The organism is Nitrospirillum iridis, from assembly GCF_014205765.1.
In the GTDB taxonomy this organism is placed as follows: Bacteria; Pseudomonadota; Alphaproteobacteria; order Azospirillales; family Azospirillaceae; genus Nitrospirillum; species Nitrospirillum iridis.
Window position 1 is genome coordinate 282439 of the sequence record NZ_JACIIZ010000008.1, and the last position, 21214, is coordinate 303652.

The 21214-nt window shown below is 68.8% G+C and carries 18 protein-coding genes; 8 read left to right on the forward strand and 10 right to left on the reverse strand.

Going from position 1 to position 21214, the window contains the following annotated elements; genetic code table 11:
* Nucleotides 1–198 precede the first annotated feature (198 nt).
* The 3 genes from FHS74_RS16100 to FHS74_RS16110 all read left to right on the forward strand — a co-directional run bounded on the left by FHS74_RS16100 (nt 199) and on the right by FHS74_RS16110 (nt 4387).
* On the forward strand, nt 199–2940 hold the full coding sequence (locus FHS74_RS16100; protein ID WP_184802315.1) for a bifunctional acetate--CoA ligase family protein/GNAT family N-acetyltransferase: 2742 nt from the start codon (nt 199–201) through the stop codon (nt 2938–2940).
* Between the two features lie 202 nt (nt 2941–3142).
* A complete protein-coding gene (locus FHS74_RS16105) occupies nt 3143–3439 on the forward strand; it encodes a hypothetical protein (RefSeq protein ID WP_184802317.1) in 297 nt (98 codons plus the stop codon).
* A gap of 87 nt (nt 3440–3526) precedes the next feature.
* Entirely contained in the window at nt 3527–4387 is an 861-nt protein-coding gene (locus tag FHS74_RS16110; RefSeq protein ID WP_184802319.1) for a hypothetical protein, read from the forward strand.
* Between the two features lie 9 nt (nt 4388–4396).
* Here FHS74_RS16110 and xth read toward each other — a convergent pair whose 3' ends face one another.
* Nucleotides 4397–5191 (reverse strand): exodeoxyribonuclease III, encoded by a 795-nt coding sequence (xth, locus tag FHS74_RS16115; RefSeq protein WP_184802321.1) that lies wholly within the window; start codon nt 5189–5191, stop codon nt 4397–4399.
* A 179-nt stretch (nt 5192–5370) separates the two neighbouring features.
* Between xth and FHS74_RS16120 the strand changes: the two genes are divergently transcribed.
* The gene (locus FHS74_RS16120; RefSeq protein ID WP_184802323.1) at nt 5371–5913 is read left to right on the forward strand and encodes a glutathione peroxidase; all 543 of its coding nucleotides are present in this window, start codon (nt 5371–5373) and stop codon (nt 5911–5913) included.
* A 12-nt stretch (nt 5914–5925) separates the two neighbouring features.
* Here the strand turns inward: FHS74_RS16120 and FHS74_RS16125 are convergent, their stop codons facing one another.
* The 5 genes from FHS74_RS16125 to FHS74_RS16145 form a co-directional block, all read right to left on the reverse strand.
* A complete protein-coding gene (locus FHS74_RS16125; RefSeq protein WP_184802325.1) occupies nt 5926–6711 on the reverse strand; it encodes a gamma-glutamyl-gamma-aminobutyrate hydrolase family protein in 786 nt (261 codons plus the stop codon).
* A 53-nt stretch (nt 6712–6764) separates the two neighbouring features.
* Entirely contained in the window at nt 6765–7406 is a 642-nt protein-coding gene (locus FHS74_RS16130; protein WP_184802327.1) for a LolA family protein, read from the reverse strand.
* 129 nt (nt 7407–7535) lie between these two features.
* Nucleotides 7536–10280 carry a DNA translocase FtsK gene (locus FHS74_RS16135; protein ID WP_184802329.1) on the reverse strand — a complete coding sequence of 915 codons (2745 nt, stop codon included), beginning with the start codon at nt 10278–10280 and terminating at the stop codon, nt 7536–7538.
* A gap of 172 nt (nt 10281–10452) precedes the next feature.
* Nucleotides 10453–11739, reverse strand: a complete 1287-nt coding sequence (locus tag FHS74_RS16140; RefSeq protein ID WP_184802331.1) for an aminotransferase class I/II-fold pyridoxal phosphate-dependent enzyme — start codon at nt 11737–11739, stop codon at nt 10453–10455.
* 184 nt (nt 11740–11923) lie between these two features.
* Nucleotides 11924–12262 (reverse strand): P-II family nitrogen regulator, encoded by a 339-nt coding sequence (locus FHS74_RS16145; protein ID WP_184802399.1) that lies wholly within the window; start codon nt 12260–12262, stop codon nt 11924–11926.
* A gap of 383 nt (nt 12263–12645) precedes the next feature.
* Here FHS74_RS16145 and FHS74_RS16150 point away from each other — a divergent pair, with 383 nt between their 5' ends.
* From FHS74_RS16150 to FHS74_RS16165, 4 genes are all read left to right on the forward strand, one after another.
* Entirely contained in the window at nt 12646–13908 is a 1263-nt protein-coding gene (locus FHS74_RS16150) for a UbiH/UbiF/VisC/COQ6 family ubiquinone biosynthesis hydroxylase (RefSeq protein WP_184802333.1), read from the forward strand.
* 176 nt (nt 13909–14084) lie between these two features.
* The gene (locus FHS74_RS16155; protein ID WP_184802335.1) at nt 14085–16493 is read left to right on the forward strand and encodes a penicillin acylase family protein; all 2409 of its coding nucleotides are present in this window, start codon (nt 14085–14087) and stop codon (nt 16491–16493) included.
* A gap of 201 nt (nt 16494–16694) precedes the next feature.
* Nucleotides 16695–17783, forward strand: coding sequence for a hypothetical protein (locus FHS74_RS16160; RefSeq protein WP_184802337.1), 1089 nt, complete (start codon nt 16695–16697; stop codon nt 17781–17783).
* 116 nt (nt 17784–17899) lie between these two features.
* Nucleotides 17900–18595 carry an RluA family pseudouridine synthase gene (locus tag FHS74_RS16165; protein ID WP_184802339.1) on the forward strand — a complete coding sequence of 232 codons (696 nt, stop codon included), beginning with the start codon at nt 17900–17902 and terminating at the stop codon, nt 18593–18595.
* 8 nt (nt 18596–18603) lie between these two features.
* Here the strand turns inward: FHS74_RS16165 and FHS74_RS16170 are convergent, their stop codons facing one another.
* The 4 genes from FHS74_RS16170 to FHS74_RS16185 all read right to left on the reverse strand — a co-directional run.
* On the reverse strand, nt 18604–18900 hold the full coding sequence (locus FHS74_RS16170) for a putative quinol monooxygenase (RefSeq protein ID WP_184802341.1): 297 nt from the start codon (nt 18898–18900) through the stop codon (nt 18604–18606).
* Between the two features lie 25 nt (nt 18901–18925).
* Nucleotides 18926–19396 (reverse strand): DUF2269 family protein, encoded by a 471-nt coding sequence (locus FHS74_RS16175; RefSeq protein ID WP_184802343.1) that lies wholly within the window; start codon nt 19394–19396, stop codon nt 18926–18928.
* Nucleotides 19396–20703, reverse strand: a complete 1308-nt coding sequence (locus FHS74_RS16180) for an SDR family oxidoreductase (RefSeq protein ID WP_184802345.1) — start codon at nt 20701–20703, stop codon at nt 19396–19398. Before FHS74_RS16180 ends, FHS74_RS16175 begins: the two co-directional genes overlap by 1 nt.
* Nucleotides 20704–20723: 20 nt before the next feature.
* Nucleotides 20724–21214 (reverse strand): thiol-disulfide oxidoreductase DCC family protein (locus FHS74_RS16185; protein ID WP_211106333.1); only part of this gene is annotated, 491 nt, incomplete at its 5' end.

Consider the following 21214-nt stretch of genomic DNA (forward strand, 5'->3'; position numbering starts at 1 on the left):
GGACATCTGTGGATCGGGAAGGGGCGGCGCCATCGGGTGCCGCCCTTTTCATTTGCCCGCAAGGAATGCCGCGCCGGCCTTGGTGCGGGGGCCCGATACGGCTACCTTCAAGGAAAGCTTGAGACATGTCATGGCGGTGCCGCATGGCGCTGCTATTGTCGCCGGGCCACGATGGCAGAGAACAGAGGGGAAGGCCGCATGACCATCCGCAACCTGCATCACCTGTTCAAGCCGTCGTCCATCGCCCTGATCGGCGCCAGCCGAAAGCCGCACACGGTGGGTGCCGTGGTCGCGCGCAACCTGTTCGGCGGCGGCTTCGATGGGCCCATCATGCCGGTCAATCCGCATGACCGCTCCATTGAAGGCGTGCTGACCTACCCCGACGTCGCCTCATTGCCGGTGGCGCCGGATATGGCGGTCATCTGCACGCCGCCCTCCACCGTGCCCGACCTGATCCGCCAACTGGGCGAACGCGGCACCAAGGCCGCCGTTGTCATCACCGCCGGCTTCGCCGAACTGGGCGAGGCGGGGCGGGCCCTGCAACAGCAGGTGCTGGACGCGGCCAAGCCCCATCTGCTGCGCGTCGTCGGGCCCAACAGCCTGGGCGTCATGGTCCCGGGCAACGGCCTGAACGCCAGCTTCGTCCATGTGCCCCCGCTGAAAGGCGACATCGCGCTGTTGGCGCAGAGCGGCGCCGTCGTCACCTCGGTCGTCGACTGGGCGACGCCGCGCGGCATCGGCTTTTCCCACCTGGTGTCGCTGGGCGGCATGGCGGACGTTGATTTCGGCGACCTGATGGACTTCATGGCCCAGGACGGCCACACCCGCGCCATCCTCCTCTATGTCGAGGCCATCGCCCACGCCCGCAAGTTCATGTCGGCCGCCCGCGCCGCCAGCCGATCCAAGCCCGTCATCGTCATCAAGGCCGGCCGGTCGGACGAGGCGGCGCGCGCGGCCTCGTCCCATACCGGGTCACTGGCCGGGGCCGACGCCATCTATGACGCCGCCTTCCGCCGCGCCGGCATGCTGCGCGTCGGACAGTTGAGCGAGCTGTTCGACGCGGTGGAGACGCTGGCCACCGGGGTGCAGATAAGGGGCGACCGCCTGGCCATCCTGACCAACGGCGGCGGCATGGGCGTGCTGGCCACCGACAGCCTGATCGAGCAGGGCGGGCGCTTGGCGCAGCTGTCGCCGGACGGCATCGCCAAGCTGGACGCCGTGCTGCCCCCGACCTGGAGCCATGGCAACCCCATCGACATCACGGGCGACGCGACCGGCAAGCGCTACGCCGACGCCCTCGCCATCCTGATGGAGGAGAAGGGCTGCGACGCCGTCCTGGTGATGAACTGCCCCACCGCGCTGGCCGATAGCGGCGAGGCGGCCCGCGCCGTCATCGACACCCTGCGCGGCAAGCGCTTCCCGGTGCTGGCCAACTGGCTGGGCGAGGGGGCGGCGGCCGAGGCCCGGCGCCTGTTCGCCGCCAACCGCATCCCCAGCTACCAGACGCCGGATGAGGCGATCCGCGCCTTCATGCACCTGGTGCGCTATCGCCGGAACCAGGATGAGCTGATGGAGGTGCCGTCGACCGTGCCCGACCAGTTCGTCTATGACGGCGTGGCGGCGCGGGGGCCCATCGACCTGGCCCTGGCCGAGGGCCGCGCCTGGCTGTCGGAGTATGAGGCCAAGCGGGTGCTGCACGCCTACGGCATCCCGGTGATCCAGACCGTCACCGCCGCCAACCCGGAGGAGGCGGAGGCGGCCGCCCGACGGCTGGCCGGCCCCACGCTGGAACGGGCCCTGGGCGGCGGCGGGCGGGTGGCGCTGAAAATCCTGTCACCGGACATCACCCACAAATCCGACTTGGGCGGCGTGGCCCTGAACCTGGCGCCGAACGAGGTGCGGCTGGAGGCGGAAGCCATGCTGGCCCGCATCCGCGCGGCAGCGCCCGGCACCCGGATCGAGGGCTTCACCGTGCAGCAGATGGCCCACATGCCGGATGCGGTGGAACTGATCGTGGGCATGACCGACGATCCCCTGTTCGGCCCCATCCTGCTGTTCGGCCAGGGCGGGACGGAGGTGGAGGTGGTGCAGGACAAGGCCCTGGCCCTGCCGCCGCTGAACATGAACCTGGCGCGCGACATGATGGCCCGCACCCGCGTCCACAAGCTGCTGCAGGGATATCGCCACCGCCCGCCGGCCGACCTGACCGCCATCGCCCTGACGCTCAACAAAGTGTCGCAGCTGATCATCGACTTCCCGGAAATCCAGGAGCTGGACATCAATCCGCTGTATGCCGGTTCCGATGGCGTCATGGCCCTGGACGCCCGCATCCGCGTGGCCACCCCGCCGGCGCCTGGCGCGGTGCGTCTGGCCATCCGGGCATACCCGAAGCGGCTGGAACAGCACGTCACCATCCATGACGGGCGGGACTTCCTGATCCGGCCCATCCGGCCGGAAGATGAACCCCTGATCCACGACATGATCGCCCGGACCGCCATCGAGGATATCCGGCTGCGTTTCTTCGCGCCCATGCGCCGCCTGTCGCGCGCCATGGCCGCCCGGCTGACCCAGATCGATTACGACCGTGAGATGGCCCTGGTGGCCATCGCCCCCGACCCCGCGCCGCCCCCGGCCGAAGGGTCTGACCTGCAGCCGGGCGACGAGGCCATCTTCGGCACCGTGCGCATCACCGCCGACCCGGACAACGAGAAGGCGGAATACGCCGTGCTGGTGCGCAGCGACATGAAGGGCAAGGGCCTGGGCTATCTGCTGATGACCCGCATCCTGGACTACGCCCGCACCCGCGGCATCCGCGAGGTGTTCGGCGAGGTGCTGCGCGAGAACGTCACCATGCTGCAGATGTGCCGCGACCTGGGCTTCAAACAGACCGAATATCCGGACGATCCCGGCGTGGTCGAGGTGCATTACATCTTCAACTGAAGACGGGGCCACCTGAAGACAGGGGCTATCCCCAAGTGAAGGCTTCACAATCCGCAGACTTAATGACAATTGAATAAAATTCTATGCATTCCGCCTGCCGGAAGGCAGGGACGACTCCACCGCCCCCGACACATACCTCGCCCGTTACTTACACCCTTGGTGTGTATTGACTTATCCACAGCCTGGGCGTTGAGTCGTTTGCATGATTGTGCCGCCCAACATCGCCCAGGCCGTACCGACCCCGGTACTGACGCCGCAACAGCAGACGCCGACGCAGAACCCGTCGTTCCTGGCGGCCGTGGCCGGTGCGCAAAGCTCGGCCAAGCCGGTGGCGACCCAAACGACGGTGGCCGCCCAACCCTCCGGCAAGTCGGAAAACAGCCGGGACAACCAGAGCGGCACCAACACCGGTCAGGCCAACGACACCGGCGCCAATGCCGTGCGCGCCCGTAGCAGCGGCACGCCTTGGCGCGGTCAGAACCTGGATGTTACGGTTTAAACCCCAGGGGACCAATCCAATCTTGCATTCCTGTTACCGTTTAAGCCAATTGGTTGCCACCTATTCGGCTTAAACGGGCTTCATCCCATGGGATATTTGCTGGGCAAAATTCTTGATCCAGAGCGGCGGCGCAAAATCTTGCTGGAGCGGCTTACCGAGCCTCTCCACCTCAATATCGCTTCTTTAGCCGTGATCCTCTTTGGTTCTTTCCGCAGCAAGGTCGCCTTTGATCTCGTACTGAGGCCGCAATACGCCTTCGGGCTCCTGCGCGCCGCCGATATGGCCGCGGAGCAAGGCATACCAGAGATCGCCTGTCTGGAGTTCGGTGTGGCGAGCGGGGCGGGCCTGATGAACATGGCGCACATCGCGGCGCGGGTGACGGCAGCCACAGGTGTTCGCATACAGATTCACGGGTTCGATAGTGGTCATGGTATGCCAGCCCCGCAGGACCACCGCGACCATCCGGAGCTGTATGCGGAGGGCGACTTCCCTATGGATGTCGGCGCGTTGCGGCGCGGACTGCCCGCCAACGCCACGCTGCACCTGGGGGCCTTGAATGAAACCATACCGTCCTATTTGAAGGCCGCATCCGTTCCAATCGGCTTTGCCGCCCTGGACGTGGACTATTACTCATCCACCGTGGAAGCCCTGAAGGTGTTCGACGGCCCGGCCGACCTTTACCTCCCGGCGGTCGTGCTTCACGTCGATGATATCCATCTCTGGAGCCACCATCCCTGGGGTGGAGAATTGCTGGCCATCGCTGAATTCAATAAAAGCCGGCCCTTGCGCAAGATCGCGCCAATGGCGTTCCTGCGATCGAAACGCCTTTTCAAGAACGCGGCCTGGATCGACCACATTTTCGCGCTTCACGTCCTGGACCACGAGGTCCGGCGGTCGACGCGAAGGAGAAGACCCCGCGTAATCCCAAACCACTATCTGCCCACCTGACCTACCGGCCTATATATCGATATCCACCATCACCGGCACATGGTCGGACGGCTTGGGTCCCCAGCCGCGCGCCTCCCGCAGCACGGTGTAGCCCAGCAGGCGCGGCACCAGCGGCGGCGTCACCCAGATATGGTCCAGCCGCCGCCCCCGGTCCGACAGGCCCCAGTCGGCGGAGCGATAGGACCACCAAGTGTAGAGCTTCTCGGAAGGCGGCAGGAAATGGCGGACGGCGTCCACCCAGTCGCCGGCCCGCATCATCGCGTCCATCTTCTCCACCTCGACCGGCGTGTGGGAGATGACGCCCAGCAGCTGGCGGTGGGACCAGACGTCGTTTTCCAAGGGCGCGATGTTCAGGTCGCCCACCAGGATGCGGGGTTTGGCCCGGTCCTCCAGCGCCTCGCCCCAGGCGGCCAGTTCATCCAGGAAGCGCAGCTTGTGCCGGAACTTGTCATTGAGGTCCGGGTCGGGAATGTCGCCACCGGCCGGGATGTAGAAATTGTGCAGTTCGATGCCGCCCGGCAGCTCCGCCTGGACATGGCGGCAGTCCTGCCGCTCACACCACAGTGTGCCCCCCGTGCCCGACAAGGGCAGACGGGAGAGGATGGCGACGCCGTTGTAGCTTTTCATCCCCCGGACATGGACATGGACGTAGCCGCGCGCCGCCAGTTCCTTCTGCGGGAAGGCGTCGTCGATGACCTTGGTTTCCTGCAGGCAGAGGACATCGGGGCCGTAGTCGTCGACCAGGCGCAAGACCATGTCCAGGCGCAGCCGCACCGAGTTGATGTTCCAGGTGACGATGCGCATCAGGCTTCCCGTGGGCAAAAGGGATCACCCCCGCTGCATACGGTCGGCGGCGCCCGGCGTCAAACACCAAGCGGCGCATATGGCGCCAGCAGGTGGATAGGGAAGCGCAATCGGTTGTGCACAATACGATACCGGCCTACCCTGTCGCTCCGTTCTCAAGGAAACCCGGAGCCTGCGCCATGAGCCTCTATGACATTCCCCTGACCCGCCTGGAAGGCCAGCCCGCCAGCCTGGGCGAGTATCGCGGCCAGGTACTGCTGCTGGTGAACGTCGCATCCAAGTGTGGGCTGACGCCCCAGTACGCGGGGCTGACGGCGCTGTATGACCAGTATGAGGGCAAGGGCTTCCAGGTCCTGGCCTTCCCCTGCAACGACTTCGCGGGGCAGGAGCCGGGCAGCCCGGAGGAGATCCAGGATTTCTGCCAGCGCAATTACGGCGTCCGCTTCCCGGTGTTTTCCAAGCTGCACGCCAACGGGCCGGAGCGGCACCCGCTGTACCTGGCGCTGATCGCGGCACAGCCCAAGGCACAGGCCAAGGAAGGCGGCCAACTGCTGGCCAAGCTGGCCCAGCACGGCCTGGCGCCCAAGGACGAAAGTGACATCGCCTGGAATTTCGAGAAATTCCTGGTGGGTCGCGACGGCACGGTCATCGCCCGCTTCGCCCCGGACGTGGAGCCGCAGGACCCGGCCCTGGTGGGCGCCATCGAGAGCGCCCTGGCCTAAGCCGGCGGGCGGCTAGGAGGCGCGCGACGCCGCCCGCGCCCGCACGGCGTCGCCGAAGGCCTTGAACAGGGCGGTGGAGGCCGGGTCTTCCCAGAAGCGCCATTCGGGGTGCCATTGCACCGCCAGGGCGAAGGTGGGCCCCTCCACCCGCACGGCCTCGATCAGGCCGTCGGGGGCCGTCGCCTCCACCACCAGCCCGGGGGCCAGCCGGTCGATACCTTGCTGGTGCAGGGAGTTGACGGTCAGACGTTCCCGGCCGGTGATGCGGGCCATCAGGCCACCGGGCGTGAGATCGACTGCGTGGGCGCCGCCGTACTGGACCTCGACCGGCTGGGTCTCGTCATCGCGGTGGTCCATCAGGCCCGGCACCTCCTGCACCTTCTGGTGCAGGGTGCCGCCCAGGGCCACGTTCAGTTCCTGCAGGCCACGGCAGATGGCGAACATCGGCACGCCGGCATCCAGCGCCGCCCGGTAGAGGGGCAGGGTGGTGGCGTCGCGCGCCAAATCGTGCAGGGTGCCTTCGTCCGACGCCGGGCCCTGGTACTGGTCGGGATGGACGTTGCTGGGGCTGCCGGTGAACAGCAGCCCGTCCAGACGCGCCACCACCATGGCCGGGTCGTAGCGGTCGCCCAAGGCCGGCAGCAGCACGGCCAGCGCGTCCGCCCCCTCCGACACCGCGCGGACATACTTGTCGCCCACCACATGGAAAGGGTGGCGGCCCAGGGTGCGGTGATCGGCGCAGACGCCGACGATGGGCAGAGCCGCGCGGGGCGGTCCAGCATGGGATTGGCCGGTCATCGCTCGGGCCCTCCTTGGTCGGGCCGCCCGCGAACGGGACCCCCGGCGCGGGGTCAGTCCCGTTCCTTGCGGCGGCTGGGGTCGCGGAAATAGAACTGGTCGTCGGCCAGGCTGACGCCCGTCTGTGGATCCAGCAGCGCCACCTCGGTGGTGGCGCCCTGGGCATCCAGCACCCGCCACTTCCTCAGGCCGAAGGGCTGTTCCTGGAACATCAGGGTCAGCCGGCCCAGGCCGGGATCCTTGGTCTGGACCAGCGTCACCTCCAGCACCCCGGCGCTGTCGTCCATGGAGGTGACGGTGACGTCGCCGGACAGGTGCAGGTCGGGCCGCAGGATGAAGTCGGCCATGGTGCTGCCGATGGGGGCGTTGGACTGTTCCTTGGCCTCGGCATCCCAGAAATAGACGAAGTGGCCGTCGGCGACGATGAAGTTCTTGTTGGGCGGGTCGTAGTCGATGCGCATCTTGCCCGGCCGCTTTAGCTGAAAGGTGCCGCGCGCCAGGTCGCCGTCCGGGTTCACCTGTTGGAAGGCGGACTTCAGCGTCTGGATGCCGTTCAGGTAGGTCTCAACCTGGTGCAGCTTGGCCTTGTCCTCCTCCGTGAACTGGCTGGGGGGCTTGGCGGCGGCCACCCCGGGCAGGGACGGGACGGCGGCGAGAGCCAGGAGGGCGGCGGCGAGGGCGGTGCGGCGGATCATGGTGCCTTCAGGATAGACCGCGCTTTAAGGCGGAATTGCGGTGGCGATACAACTGCTTGGATGAAATGCCGGGAAGAGGGGAGGGGGCGTACGCGCCACCGCACCCCGGCGGCGGCGGAACGTACACCCTCAGCTTTCCCGGTCGTCGATGTTGCGCGCCAGCACCTCGCGCTTGCCGACATGATTGGCGCGGCTGACCACGCCCTCCTGCTCCATCCGCTCGATCAGGCGGGCGGCGCTGTTGTAGCCGATGCGCAGGTGGCGCTGGATGAAGCTGGTGCTGGCCTTGCCCTCGCGGCAGACCACGGCCACCGCCTGGTCATACAGCTCGTCACCGGAACTGGTGTTGCCGCCGGAACCACCGCCCGATCCACCGTCCTCGTCAAACGGGCTGGCCTCGTCCTCTTCCGTCACGGCGTCGACGTAGTTGGGCTCGCCCTGGGCCTTCAGGAATTTCACCACGTCCTCGACCTCCTGGTCGCGGACGAAGGGGCCATGGACGCGGGTGATGCGGCCACCGCCGGCCATGTAGAGCATATCGCCCTGGCCTAGCAGCTGCTCCGCGCCCTGTTCGCCCAGGATGGTGCGGCTGTCGATCTTGGAGGTGACCTGGAAGCTGATGCGGGTGGGGAAGTTGGCCTTGATGGTGCCGGTGATGACGTCCACCGACGGGCGCTGCGTCGCCATGATGATATGGATGCCGGCGGCGCGCGCCATCTGCGCCAGGCGCTGGATGGCGGCCTCGATATCCTTGCCGGCCACCAGCATCAGGTCGGCCATCTCGTCGACGATGACGACGATGTAGGGCAGTTCCGTCAGGTCGATGGGCTGGTCCTCGAACACCGGCTTGCCGGTGTCGGGGTCGAAGCCCGTCTGGATGCGGCGGGTCAGCGTCTCACCGTTCTGACGCGCCTCGCGCAGGCGGATGTTGTAGCCGTCGATGTTGCGCACGCCCAGCTTGGACATGGCGCGGTAGCGGTCCTCCATCTCCCGCACTGTCCACTTCAGCGCCACCACCGCCTTCTTGGGATCGGTCACCACCGGCGCCAACAGGTGGGGGATGCCCTCATAGATCGACAGCTCCAGCATCTTGGGATCGACCATGATGAAGCGGCACTTTTCCGGCGGCAGCCGGTAGAGCAGCGACAGGATCATGGTGTTGATGGCCACGGACTTGCCCGAACCGGTGGTGCCGGCCACCAGCAGGTGGGGCATGCGGGCCAGATCGGCGATCACCGGCTGGCCACCGATGTCCTTGCCCAGCACCAAGGCCAGCTTGTGCTGCGCCCGGTCATAGCTCTCTGCCTCCAGCAGTTCGCGCAAGTAGACGGTTTCGCGCTTTGCGTTGGGCAGTTCGACGCCGATGACGTTGCGGCCGGGCACAACGGCCACACGCACGGAAACAGCGCTCATGGACCGGGCGATGTCATCGGCCAGACCGATGACGCGGGACGATTTGGTGCCTGGCGCCGGTTCCAGTTCATAGAGGGTGACGACGGGGCCGGGATGGACCTTGCCGATCTCCCCCTTCACGCCGAAATCGTCCAGCACGCCTTCCAGCAACTGGGCGTTCTGGCGCAGCGCCTCCTCATTGACGCCGGGGCTCCGCACCGACAGGTCGGGCAGTTGCAGCAGTTCCACCGGCGGCAGTTCATAGTCGCTGGGGCCGTCGGGTTCCAGGTCCAGGCTGGACTGCAACGCCGCCGGCGCCTTGCGGGCGATTTCCACCGGCTTGGCCTTGGGCGGCACCACCGTGGCCAGCGGCCGGCGGGGCGCCGCCTCGCCCTCCACGGCCAATTCGCCGGCGCGGGGCTCCGGCCGCTCGGCCGGGCGGTCACCGGGGCGGTCCAGTGGCGGGATGGACAGGCTGGGTTCGCGGCGGAGGCCGTCGCCGAAGCCGGGCTCGCGCCGGGGGGCGGGGGCCGCGCGCTCCCGCGCCGACAGGCCCTTCAGCCCGCCGGTCAGCCGGTCGGTAAGGCTGCCGGCCAGGCCGCCGAGCCCGCCGACACCGGCCAGCGCCGAACCGGCGGCGGAGCGCAGGCGGCCGGCCAAACCGGCGGGCGCCTCCTCCCCGACAGGGTCATCGGCGTGGTCTTCGGGTTCGTCATAGACCGGCTGGTTCGGACGACGGACGGAGGCCGGGGCGGCGGGCTTGGCCGCAGGCCGCCACTGGCCGATACGCCGGACAAAGCCGTAGGCGGCGCCCACGGCGGCGAAGGCCTGGTAGAAGGGCACCCCCAAGGCCACGACGATCAGCGCCATGGTCGCTAGCGCCGTCACCAGGCCCAGCAGCAGCGGACTGCCCCACCCCAGATGGGCGATGAAAAAATGGTCGGTCAAGGTGACGAGGACGCGCCCGACATTGCCGCCGGCCCCGCCGTCGAAGGGGGCGGAGATGCCACCCAGCGAGACGCCGGCCAGGATGACGGCGATCAGCCCGGCGGCGAGACGGCCGGCCCAGAAGCTGGGCGGGTCGTGGCGCAGGATGCGCGCGCCCCAGCCGGCGATGATGACGGCCAGCAGATAGGCGGCCAAGCCGAAGCATTGCACCAGCACGTCGGCGGCGTAGGAGCCGATGACGCCCGCCACATTGTGCACGGCGCCGTGGGGACCCGCGGTGTTCAGCGAGGGGTCGTTGGGGTCGTAGCTGAACAGGACGGCGGCCAGCGCCAGGGCCAGCAGCACCACGCACAGGCCCCCCACCTCCGCGGCGCGGCGCAGCAGGAATTGCGAGGCGCCGTCGGGCAGCAGGCTGCCGCGCCGGCGTTTGCCGGGACCGGTGGGGCCGGACCTGGATCCGGCGGATCCCTGGCCCGAGGACAGGGGATCGCGGCTGCCCCGGGAACCGGGGGTGGAGGCAAGGCGGGTCGTCATGGGCCGTCGCTCGTTCCTGAAAACTTACGGGCTTGGGTGAACGGATGGGGAATCGATGCCGGTGCCGGTCAGGGCGGGGAACCGATCCCAGGAGTTAAACGCGGTATCAGGCAACTTTATGTCAGGCCGATCACCAGGACGCCGGGTCCAAACGGACGGGTAGCGGGGCCGGTCAGCCCAATACCCGGGCGATGGTCTCGCACGCCCGCGCCACCGTTTCGGTATCATGCACCAGGGCCACGCGGATAAAGGGCCGCCCGGCATTGCCGCCGTCGGGTTCGGACCGGGTGAAATAGGCGCCGGGCAGCACGCGCAGGCCGGCCTCCCCCCACAGGGCGCGGGTCGCGGCCTCGCCATCGCCCACGTCCAGCCATAGGAAGAAACCACCCGCCGGGCGGTAAAAGCCGTAGCGGCCGCCCAGCGCCGCCTCCGCCGCGTCAATCTTCAGCCGGTAGAGGCGGCGGTTTTCCTCGACATGCGCATCATCGTTCCACAGCGCCGCGGCGGCGGCCTGGGCGGGCAGGCCGTTGCCGGCCAGGCCATAGTTGCGCAGGTGGGTGAAGGCCTTGATCAGCGCCGGGTCCCCAGCGATGAAGCCGGAGCGCAGGCCCGCGGCGTTGGAGCGCTTGGACAGGGAATTGAAGACCAGCAGGTTGGCCACCCCCTGATCGCCCCCGGCTTGTCCGCGCCCTTCAGCCTCCAGGGCCAGCGCGGCCTCGAAGCCGCCGGGCGGCGGCGCCTTGTCCCAAATCTCGGCGTAGCACTCGTCCAGCGCCAGCACGAAGCCGTAGGCGCGGGCCAGCGTGATGGCCTTCTTCAGGTAAGCCAGGTCCGCCACCGCCCCTTGCGGGTTGGACGGCGTGCACAGGTACATCAGCGCGGTGCGGGCCAGCAAGGCGGGCGACAGGGCGTCCAAATCAGGCAGGAAGCCGGTTTCGCGGGTCGCCGGCATGAACACCGGTTCCGCCCCGGCCAGGGCGGCCGCCCCCTCATAGACGGCATAGAAGGGGTTGGGGATCAGCACCGCCGGCTGGCGCCCGTCCTTCTGTTGCGGCGTCGCCAGCAGGGCCACCTGGAACAGCGCCTCGCGCGTGCCGGTGGCCGGCAGGATGCCCTTGTCCACATCGACGAAATCGGCGGGCAGGCCATAGCGGCGGCAGAGCCAGCCATGCACGGCGGCGCGGAACGGAAGGGTGCCGATGGTGGGCGGATACTTGGCCCAATCAGCCGCCGGGGCCGCCGCCAGTGTCTGGGCCAATAGGGCCGGCGGCTCATGCTGCGGTTCCCCGATGGACAGCATCAGGGGGGCCGTGTTGCAGCGCGGCGTCACGTCGGCCAGCAAAGCGGCCAGCCGTGAAAACGGATATTCCGACAGGCCACCCAGGCGGCCATTGAGGACCGGGGCGGCGAAGCCAAGGGCCGTCGAGACAGAGAGCCGGGAGTCGGCCGCCAGTTCCATGGGAAAAATCGTGTCCGCGTCATATCGGGTAGGTGGGCCGATACTAGCGGCGGCCCTGCCCCCATACAAGCGCCGCGGCACCCGCCCGCCCGCCGCGCCTGGCTGGAAAGCGCCCTAGAATCCGAGGATTGTTCTTAAACGCTTAGAAAGTCGATGAAAAGCCGGGCGCCCTTTCCGTCCCTGATCACAGGGCGGGCCGCCCGCGTTCGCCGGTGCGGATGCGCACCGCCTCGGCGATGTTCATGACGAAGATCTTGCCGTCACCGATGCGGCCGGTGTTGGCGGTGGCCTGGATGGCCTCCACCACGCTTTCCATCTGGTCGTCGGGCACCGCCACCTCGATCTTCACCTTGGGCAGGAAGTTCATGGCGTATTCGGCCCCCCGGTAGATCTCCGTCCGGCCCTGCTGCCGGCCGCAGCCCCGCACCTCGCTGACCGTGACGCCCAGATGCCCCATGTCCGCCAACGCCTCACGCACTTCATCCAGCTTGAACGGTTTCAGCACCGCCACCACGAGCTTCATCGGCATTCCTCAAACGCCAGGGACCGGGCGCCCCCTGGACCGGCACCCGCGGCCCCGGTCGGGGAACGGACGGCGGCGGGGCGTTTCTGGGCGCCCCGGTCTTCAAGAAGCGTGCCGCGTTCACATCTTTGTCGCGCGCCATCCCAAAGAGTGGCGCCAAAGGACAGGTCACGCGGAGAATGCCCCGGCATTTCGCCGCTTTTCCGCGCAGACGATGCCGACGGATTGCCCTGGCTTGAGCCGATAGCCGACAAAGCGGGGGCAATTGCATAAATTATGGGCAGAAGGGGCCTGAGGAACGGTCATATGCGCGGCACTGGACAAGCCCCGGCGCGGTCGCGATGCTGCGATCTTGAGTTTCCCTCCGCCAAAGGCGTAGCCCCATGTCGATCGATGCGTCCACCGAAGTCTCCGCGCCCACCGATACCACCGACCTGACCGCCGACGTCGCCATCGTCGGCGGTGGCTTGGCCGGTCTGTCGCTGGCGGCGGCCCTGGGTACCGCCGGGGTTCGCACCATCTGCATCGACCGTGACAGCCCGGCCCACCAGCTGACCGCCACCTTCGACGGCCGGACCACCGCCATCTCCCACGGCAGCATGAAGATCCTGGACGGTGCCGGGGTGTGGGCCCACCTGAACGGCGACGCCGGCCCCATCCTGGACATTCGCGTCACCGACCAGAACCGCCCGACCTTCCTGCATTACGACCACCGCGAGGTGGGCGACCAGCCCTTCGGCTATATCGTCGAGAACGTGGTGTTGCGCCGGGCGCAGTTCGCGCGGCTGGCGGAACTGCCGTCCGTCACCCATCTGGCGCCGGTGGCGGTGACCGCGCTGGAACGCGGCCCCACCATGGCGACCATCTCCCTCGCCGATGGCCGGCGGGTGCGCGCCCGCCTGGTGGTGGGCGCCGACGGCCGGGGTAGCCTGTGCCGCAAGGACGCCGGCATCCGCCTGGTGGGCGACGATTACGACCAGACCGCCATCGCCGTGACGGTGGAACACGAATTCCCCCACCACGGCGTGGCGGTGGAGATGTTCCTGCCCAGCGGGCCCTTCGCCATGCTGCCCCTGACCGGCAACCGCACCTCCATCGTCTGGTCGGACAAGAGTGCGGCCGTGCCCTATTACATGGGCTTGGATGACGCCGCCTTCACCGCCGAGTTGCAGTCCCGCATCGGTGACTGGCTGGGCGTCGTGCGCCCTGTCGGCGGGCGCCACAGCTATCCCCTGTCCTGGCGGCATGCTGAGCGCTACATCGATCGCCGCCTGGCGCTGGTGAGCGAGACCATCCACGCCATGCATCCCATCGCCGGCCAGGGCCTGAACATGGGCCTGCGCGACCTGGCGGCCCTGGCGGAGGTCATCGTCGACGCCTGGCGCCTGGGCCTGGACGTGGGCGGGGCCGCGACGCTGGAGCGCTACCAGCGCTGGCGCCGCTTCGACAATGTCAGCCTGCTGGGCGTGACCGACGGCCTGACCCGCCTGTTTTCCAACGACATCGGCCCGCTGAAGGTGGCGCGCGGCCTGGGCCTGGCCGCCGTGAACGCCCCGCCGCTGAAGCCGTTGAAGAAGCTGTTCATGCGCCATGCCATGGGCATCGTCGGCGACCTGCCCCGCCTGGTGCGGGGGGAGCGGCTGTAGATCACCCCACCGGTCTGAGCGTCCATGGACCCCTGCAGGAATTCCTGCAGGGGATTTGTTGCCTTGGGCCAATACATTGGACGAGAATGCGCGGCCGTCGTGGAACGGGTGGATACGGGCTTAGGCGCCAGAACCGATCGGCCACGGACAACCGGGCCTGACGCATGGGGACAGCAATGGGAACGACGACCGACCGCCGCACCGGGCGCCGGGTTCTGGCTTGGCTGGGCGGGATCGCCGGCGTGGCGGTGGTGGGTTTCGTGGGCCTGGGCGCCTGGTCGGCCTGGAGCTTGAACGCCAGCCTGCCACAGCTTGAGGGCACCGCCGCCATCCCGGGCATGACCGGCCCGGTGACGGTGGAGCGGGACGAAAACGGCGTGCCCACCCTGACCGGTCCCGACCGCGCCAGCCTGATCTACGCCCTGGGCTTCCTGCATGCCCAGGAACGTTTCTTCCAGATGGACCTGCTGCGCCGCACCGCCGCCGGCGAATTGTCCGAACTGATCGGCCCGGCGACGGTGAAGATGGACACCCCGCACCGCGTGCACCGCTTCCGCGCCCGGGCCAAGGCGGCGGTGGAGCGGTCCAGCCCGGAACAGCGCGCCATGCTGGCCGCCTACACCGCGGGCGTGAATGCCGGCCTGGGCGGCCTGCGCCGCGCGCCCTTTGAATACACCCTGCTGCGCCAGACCCCCAAGCCCTGGGGGTTGGAGGACACGCTGCTGGTCGTGGACGCCATGTATTTCGACCTGCAATCCTCCGACGGGTGGGAAGAACAGCGGCTGGCGCTGGCCATGGACCAGTTGGGCCCCGTCATGGCCAATTTCCTTTACCCCAAGGGGACGGAACTGGACGCGCCGCTGGACGGCAGCAAGCTGCCCGACCCGCCCATGCCCGAAAGCTATGTTCCTGCCGTGAAGGTGGGCCAGGCGCCGCAGCAGCAGGAGGCCCTGATCCGCGGCAGCAACAACTGGGCGGTGGCCGGCGGCCTGACCGGCACCGGCGCCGGCATGGTGGCCAACGACATGCATCTGGGCCTGCGCACGCCCAACACCTGGTATCGCGCCCGCCTGGTGGTCAAGCCCGCCGGGGCGGACGCGCCCACCCTGGACATCGTGGGCGTCACGCTGCCCGGCAACCCGCTGATGGTGGTCGGCAGCAACAAGCACATCGCCTGGGGCTACACCGACGCCTATGTCGACACCGGGGATGTCGTCGTGCTGGAGGCCGTGGACGGAGACCCGGACCACTACAAGACGCCGGAGGGTGCCAAGGCCCTGGTGAAGCATCTGGAGCCGCTGTGCGCCACCAATTGTCCCAGCCTGATGGTGGAGGACAGCGACTGGGGCCCGGTGGTGGGCACCGATCCCCAGGGCCATAAGCTGGCCTACCGTTGGGTGGCCCACGATGTCGGGGCCGAGGTGATGACCGCCGGCGCCGCGCTGGAACAGGCGGGTTCGGTGGACGAGGCGGTGGCCATCGCCCATCGCCTGCCGATTCCCAACGAGAACATGATGGTGACCGACACCAAGGGCAACATCGCCTGGACCATCGTCGGCCTGGTGCCCCGCCGCTTCGGCCATGACGGCACGCTGCCCACCCCCTGGGGGGATGGCAAGGCCGGCTGGAACGGCTATCTGTCGCCGGCCGAGGTGCCGGTGATCACCAACCCGGAGAACGGCCGGCTGTGGACGGCCAACACCCGCGTGGTGGGCGGGGACGCCCTGGCCAAGCTGGGCTTCGGCGGTTATGGCCTGGGGGCCCGCGCCGGCCAAATCCGGGACGATTTGCTGGCCAAGGACAGCTTCACCGAAAAGGACCTGCTGGCCATCCAGCTGGACGACCGCGCCACCCTGCTGGATTTCTGGCAGCGCCTGATGCTGCAGGCCCTGGGCGAACGGGTCAGCGACCCGGGGCTGGCGGCCTTGGTGGCCCCGGTGGAAAGCTGGGGCGGGCGCGCCGCCATCCCTTCCGTCGGGTATCGTCTGGTGCGCACCTTCCGCAGCGCCGTGGTCGACAGGCTGTACCAGGCCTACACCGCCCCCATGGCCGGCCCGGCGGGGGCCCATGCCGATGACCTGATCAGCCATCAGTCCGAAGGCCCCGCCCGCCGCCTGCTGACCGCCAAGCCGCAGGGCCTGGTCCCCCCCGGGTACAAGAGCTGGGACGCCGTGCTGGACGCGGCGCTGAAGGATGTGCGTGACCGCATCGGGCAGAACGGCGGCGATATCGCCCACTTCACCTGGGGCGAGCGCAACCGCCTGGCCATCCGCCACCCCCTGTCCAACGTGGCGCCCGTCCTCAGCCCCTATCTCGATCCGCCATCGGAACCAGTGCCCGGCGACCTGTACCAGCCGCGCGTGGCCGCCCCCAGCTTCGGCGCGTCGGAGCGGCTGGTGGTGTCGCCGGGCCATGAGGACACCGGCCTGTTCCACATGCCCACGGGCCAGAGCGGCCACATGCTGTCGCCCTATTACAACAAGGGGCATGAGGATTGGGTGCAGGGCCGGCCCACGCCCCTGCTGCCCGGTCCCACCCGGTGGCGCATGACGCTGGAACCCGGCAAGGCCCCGGCCACGCCCTGATCGTTCGCGACATTGCCATCAACGTAGTCATGCTTTAGGCAATTCCTGCTGGGCTTTTCGCAAGGAAACCGGCAGAATCTGCCCGCTTGCTTTCTGCAACAACTCGCCGTCTCTGCAGTAATGCATTGATTCCGTTGTGATCGATGCATGGCCCGCCCCGTGCTTGGTGTTCCCCGGTTTCATCTGCGGGGTACCTGCATCATGGATGGTGGCGTTGTTTCCGGCCTGAACACGACCGATCCCGCCCTGGAGACGGAGGCCCCCAGCGGTTCCTTCGCCCGGGCCTATCAGGAGGCGCATGCCGCCGCCGGCATCCAGCGCCTGGCCGTGACGCCGGTGTTGGAGATGATGGACCTGACCGGCGACCCGCACGCGCTGGACAGCTATCTCGCCCGCGCCCATGCCGACCTGACGCTGAGCCGCGACAACATCGACCGGCTGAAGGGCAACCTGCACCTGGTTTTCCTGTTCCGCGATTTCCGCCACCGCTTGGGCACCGCCATGGAGCGGATGAAGGACACGGGGCAAGGCCCCTTCGCCGCTCTGCCGCAATGGATGAGCGCGCAGCACCGCTTCGGCCTGCTGCGCACCGCCGGTTGCCTGGGCCTGAACCGCGAGCTGGACGCCTGGATGGCGGATCTGGAGGCGCGCGGCGCCCCGCAGGCCCCCATCGCCTGCCCCTTCGGCCGCATGGCCCGCGCCGCCCGCCGCTTCTTCACCGGTTCCGCCCTGTACCAGCGCGCCGACCATTCCGTGCTGAGCATCGCCAAGACCGGCAGCAACACCGCCCTGCATGTGTGCTGGAGCCTGGTGGAGGCGGCCTATCATTTGGGCGTGGACCTGCCGCCGGCGGAATGGCGCGCCATGCTGTGGCGGTCGCGCAAGGAGATCGCCACGCTGGCCTCGGGCAGCCTGGGCATGATCGTCGCCTTCCTGGAGGCGGCCCATCTGCACCCCCACGGCGACTCGGCCGTGAACCCCACCACACATGAGGGGTCGCCCTTCCGCCTGGTGGGGGAGGGGACGGACCGCCGCCTGGACCTGCGGCTGGACGGCATCCGTCCCGTGACCACGGGCCATGACCGGCTGTTCACCGGCTGCCCCGCCTTCCATGTCGGCGGCATGATCGACACCTATCTCACCTGGGTGCTGGACATCGCCCTACACCACGGCCTGAACCGCCAGCCGGCGCCCACACCCATCCTGGCGGCCCAGCCGGCCTTCGTGTCGGCCCTGGGTGCCGGCCGGGTCACCCAGCAGGTGGCGGCGGCGCCGTCGCGCGACCCGTAACGGGGTGGCCCCCCATGGGCTTGATCCCATGGGCTTGATCAGCTGCGGCTGACGGGGTAAGGGCTGGGGCAGCGTGGCGCCGCCGGTGCGGCGCCACCCCTAAGGACCCGTTCCCCATGAAGCCAGAGGACATCCAGGCGCGTGTGCTGTACCGCGACGCGCTGATGCTGATCATCGACAAGCCGGCGGGCCTGCCCGTGCATGCCGGCCCCGGCGGCGGCGACAATCTGGAACGCCATTTCGACGCCCTGCGCTTCGGCCTGCCCCGGGCGCCGACCCTGGCCCACCGCCTGGATCGCGACACCAGCGGCTGCCTGATCCTGGGCCGGCATCCCAAGGCGCTGCGCAAGCTGGGCAAGCTGTTCCAGGAAGGCCGGGTGTCCAAGACCTATTGGGCGGTGGTGGCGGGATCCCCCCCGGCCGAGGAGGGGCGCATCGAAGCCGCCCTGTTCAAGCGCACCAACCGGAACGGTTGGAAGATGGAGGTAGTGCCCGAGGGCACGCCGGACAGCCAGGCCAGCGTCACCGACTACAGGGTGCGCGGCCGGGCCGAGACACCGGACGGCCCCATCGCCTGGGTCGAGCTGAACCCCCGCACCGGCCGCACCCATCAAATCCGCGTCCACATGGCCCATGTCGGCTGTCCCCTGCTGGGCGACCCGGCTTATGGCGGCCCGGCGGGCGCCCTGCACCTGCATTCGCGCGGCATCAGTCTGCCCCTCTATCCCAGCCGCGACCCGGTGGGCGCCGAGGCCCCCGTGCCCGCCCACCTGCGCGCGGCGCTGAAGCGCTGCGGCTGGGCGGGGGAGTAGCCCACCCCTCATAACCACGGCACATCAATGGGAACGCGGGTGCGGACCACCGCACCCTCCGGCTGGGCCATCATCCAGGTCTTCCACGCCTGGAAGTGCGGGGCGGCGTAGTGGGCATCCAAGGCCGCCTGGTTGTCGAACACCTCCCACAGGAAGTAGACGCCGGGCTCGTCAACCGCCGCCGCGAAATCGAAGCGGCGGCAGCCAGGCTCCGCGCGGGTGCCCAGGACATTGGCCCGCTGCAAGGCCAACGCTTGGTCCCGCAATTCGGGGACGACTTCCAGGCGAACCATCTGGGCGATCATGGACGGGGTTCCTTGTTGACGTCTTTCAGAATCCGGGCTTGGCCACCATCAGCCACAGGATGCCCAGCACGGCGGTGAAGGCGGGAAAGCCGAAGGCGAACCACACCCGGAACAGGCGGAAATAGGCCGGCGGCAGTGGCTGGCCCGTCCGTACCGCCACCCGCGCCAGGTCGCGCATACGGATCTGCATCCACACCACCGGCAACCAGAAGGCGCCGGTGACAAGATAGAGGATCAGGCTGAGGCCGATCCACCCGCCAAACAGGGGGTATCCCGCCATATGGGCCAGCAGGCCGCCGGTCAGCGGCTGGGCCACCACGGCCGAGGCGGTGAAGAGGGTGTCGGCCACCACCACGATGTGGGCGGTGTGGGCGATGAGGGCGGCATCCTTGCCGCGATGGGCCATGACCATGAAGAAGGCGATGCCGGCGCCGGTGCCGAACAGCACGGCGGCGCCGATGATGTGGCCCACCTTCACCAGGGTATAGAGATCCATCAGCGGTCATCCAGCACGGCCAGCGCCGCCAGCGCCAGCATCGCCGCCGGCAGGGTCTTGAGGAAGGGTCCCATCGGGTCCAGCCACAAATCCGGCCGCCACAGGGTGCCGCCCGCCAGGTACACGACGGAGACCAGCACCATGCCCAGCAGTGCCGCCTTGGTCCGGCGGCGGAACAGGACACCGACACCCAGCGCCATGTCGGCGGCGGAACCCAGCAGCACCGCCCCGGCGGCGTATCCCGGCGCCAGCCCCGCCGCCGTCAGCACGGCGGCGGCCTGGGGCACCCGCAGGAGGCCGATCAGGCCAGAAACGATCCAGAAAAATGATAGCATTGCCAGCATCGCTGGCTTCAGGAAATAGCTTTTGGCGAACCAGCGTTCCTGCACACCGGCGGGATACGCGGCCAGCATGTCCGCCAGCGACAGGGGCGCCAAACCCAACTCCCGCATCATGGCCTGGCCATCGCCGGCGATGCCGCCGCGCAACTGGTCCAGCGTGGCGCTGCGCAGGGGGCTGCGCCAGCCGGCCCAGGCCAGGGCATCGGCGCCCCGGGCCGCCAGGCGGGCGAGGGCGGGCGGCAGGCGCCACACCGGGGCCGGGGCCAGGCCCAGCCAACGCCGCAGGGTGATGACCAAGTCGGCCAGCGTGACGGGCTCGGCGTGCACCAGATCGATGCCGCGCCGCGCCGCGGTTTCCGGCCGCAGGGCGCGCGCCACCGCCAACGCCACGTCGGTCGCCGCCACCACCTGCACCGGCACCTCGGCATGCACCACCGGCAGCACTAGCGGACAGGCGGCCAGGCCGCGCAACAGGGCGCTGCCGCCATAGGCCGCCGGCGCCAGCACCAGGCCGGGGCGCAGGATGATCCAGTCCAAATCGCTGGCACGCAGCAAGGCCTCGGTCGCCAGCTTGGTGTCGTTGAAGCGGTCGCCTTGGCGGCCCAGCCCCCGGCCGGCGGCGACACCGGCGGCGGAGATGTGGACCAGGCGCCGTACGCCCGCCTGTACGCAGGCCGCCGCCAGGCGGGCCACGCCATCGAGGTGCACGGCGATCAGGTCGTCGCGCGGGCCGTCCTGCAAGGCGCCGGCGCAGTTCACCACCGCCTGTGCATCCGCCAGCAGGGGCAGCCAATCGTCGACGCCCGCGGTGGCCATGTCGATGCGGACCCAGCGGACCTGCGGCACCGCCCGGGCCGCCGCCCCCACCTCACGCCCGGCGCCGGTGACGGCATGCCCCTCGCCCAGTAGCCGCGCCACCACATAGCCGCCGATCAGGCCGTACGCCCCGATGACCAGAACCCGCATGCGCCGTCCCCCGCCGGATGTCAGGTGATGAACCTGTCCCGCTCTTCCGGGCTGGGAACGTAGCAGACGTCCTGCCGGCCGAACCAGCGCAGCCGGTTGCGGGCGATGACGCGGTAGAGGGCGTCGCGCAGGGGCCGGGGCAACAGCCGGCCGACGGTCATCAACGACCAGGGGAAGCCCAGGAGTTCAAAGACACGGATGGAGCTATCGGACTTCAACCGCGCCCGTCCATCCTCCAGCACGATGTTGGTCTGGTAGTCCACCGGGTCCAAACCATAGTGCCGGTACAGCGCCGCCCCCAGCGGCGTCTGCGCGGCCATCAGGCGAAAGGCGCCCACGCGATCATGACGCAGCACGAACCGTGCGAAGCCGGAACAGAGCACGCAATGACCGTCGAAGATGATGATGGGCCGGTCTGTGAATCGGCGTGGAATAAGGACCCCGTATGAGGGGTGATCGGCGTCCAATCGGGACCCCTTTTGTGCGGGTTCATACTGGCTCCCATGGCAAT

What these genes read in the sequence shown, in the direction of transcription:
- FHS74_RS16150 (WP_184802333.1), top strand. Translation starts at nt 12,646, where the DNA reads ATGTCGATCGATGCGTCCACCGAAGTCTCCGCGCCCACCGATACCACC.
- FHS74_RS16140 (WP_184802331.1), bottom strand. Translation starts at nt 11,739, where the DNA reads ATGGAACTGGCGGCCGACTCCCGGCTCTCTGTCTCGACGGCCCTTGGC.
- FHS74_RS16110 (WP_184802319.1), top strand. Translation starts at nt 3,527, where the DNA reads ATGGGATATTTGCTGGGCAAAATTCTTGATCCAGAGCGGCGGCGCAAA.
- FHS74_RS16145 (WP_184802399.1), bottom strand. Translation starts at nt 12,262, where the DNA reads ATGAAGCTCGTGGTGGCGGTGCTGAAACCGTTCAAGCTGGATGAAGTG.
- FHS74_RS16170 (WP_184802341.1), bottom strand. Translation starts at nt 18,900, where the DNA reads ATGATCGCCCAGATGGTTCGCCTGGAAGTCGTCCCCGAATTGCGGGAC.
- FHS74_RS16180 (WP_184802345.1), bottom strand. Translation starts at nt 20,703, where the DNA reads ATGCGGGTTCTGGTCATCGGGGCGTACGGCCTGATCGGCGGCTATGTG.
- FHS74_RS16155 (WP_184802335.1), top strand. Translation starts at nt 14,085, where the DNA reads ATGGGAACGACGACCGACCGCCGCACCGGGCGCCGGGTTCTGGCTTGG.
- FHS74_RS16165 (WP_184802339.1), top strand. Translation starts at nt 17,900, where the DNA reads ATGAAGCCAGAGGACATCCAGGCGCGTGTGCTGTACCGCGACGCGCTG.
- FHS74_RS16160 (WP_184802337.1), top strand. Translation starts at nt 16,695, where the DNA reads ATGGATGGTGGCGTTGTTTCCGGCCTGAACACGACCGATCCCGCCCTG.
- FHS74_RS16125 (WP_184802325.1), bottom strand. Translation starts at nt 6,711, where the DNA reads ATGACCGGCCAATCCCATGCTGGACCGCCCCGCGCGGCTCTGCCCATC.
- FHS74_RS16100 (WP_184802315.1), top strand. Translation starts at nt 199, where the DNA reads ATGACCATCCGCAACCTGCATCACCTGTTCAAGCCGTCGTCCATCGCC.
- FHS74_RS16105 (WP_184802317.1), top strand. Translation starts at nt 3,143, where the DNA reads ATGATTGTGCCGCCCAACATCGCCCAGGCCGTACCGACCCCGGTACTG.
- FHS74_RS16175 (WP_184802343.1), bottom strand. Translation starts at nt 19,396, where the DNA reads ATGGATCTCTATACCCTGGTGAAGGTGGGCCACATCATCGGCGCCGCC.
- FHS74_RS16135 (WP_184802329.1), bottom strand. Translation starts at nt 10,280, where the DNA reads ATGACGACCCGCCTTGCCTCCACCCCCGGTTCCCGGGGCAGCCGCGAT.
- FHS74_RS16120 (WP_184802323.1), top strand. Translation starts at nt 5,371, where the DNA reads ATGAGCCTCTATGACATTCCCCTGACCCGCCTGGAAGGCCAGCCCGCC.
- FHS74_RS16130 (WP_184802327.1), bottom strand. Translation starts at nt 7,406, where the DNA reads ATGATCCGCCGCACCGCCCTCGCCGCCGCCCTCCTGGCTCTCGCCGCC.
- xth (WP_184802321.1), bottom strand. Translation starts at nt 5,191, where the DNA reads ATGCGCATCGTCACCTGGAACATCAACTCGGTGCGGCTGCGCCTGGAC.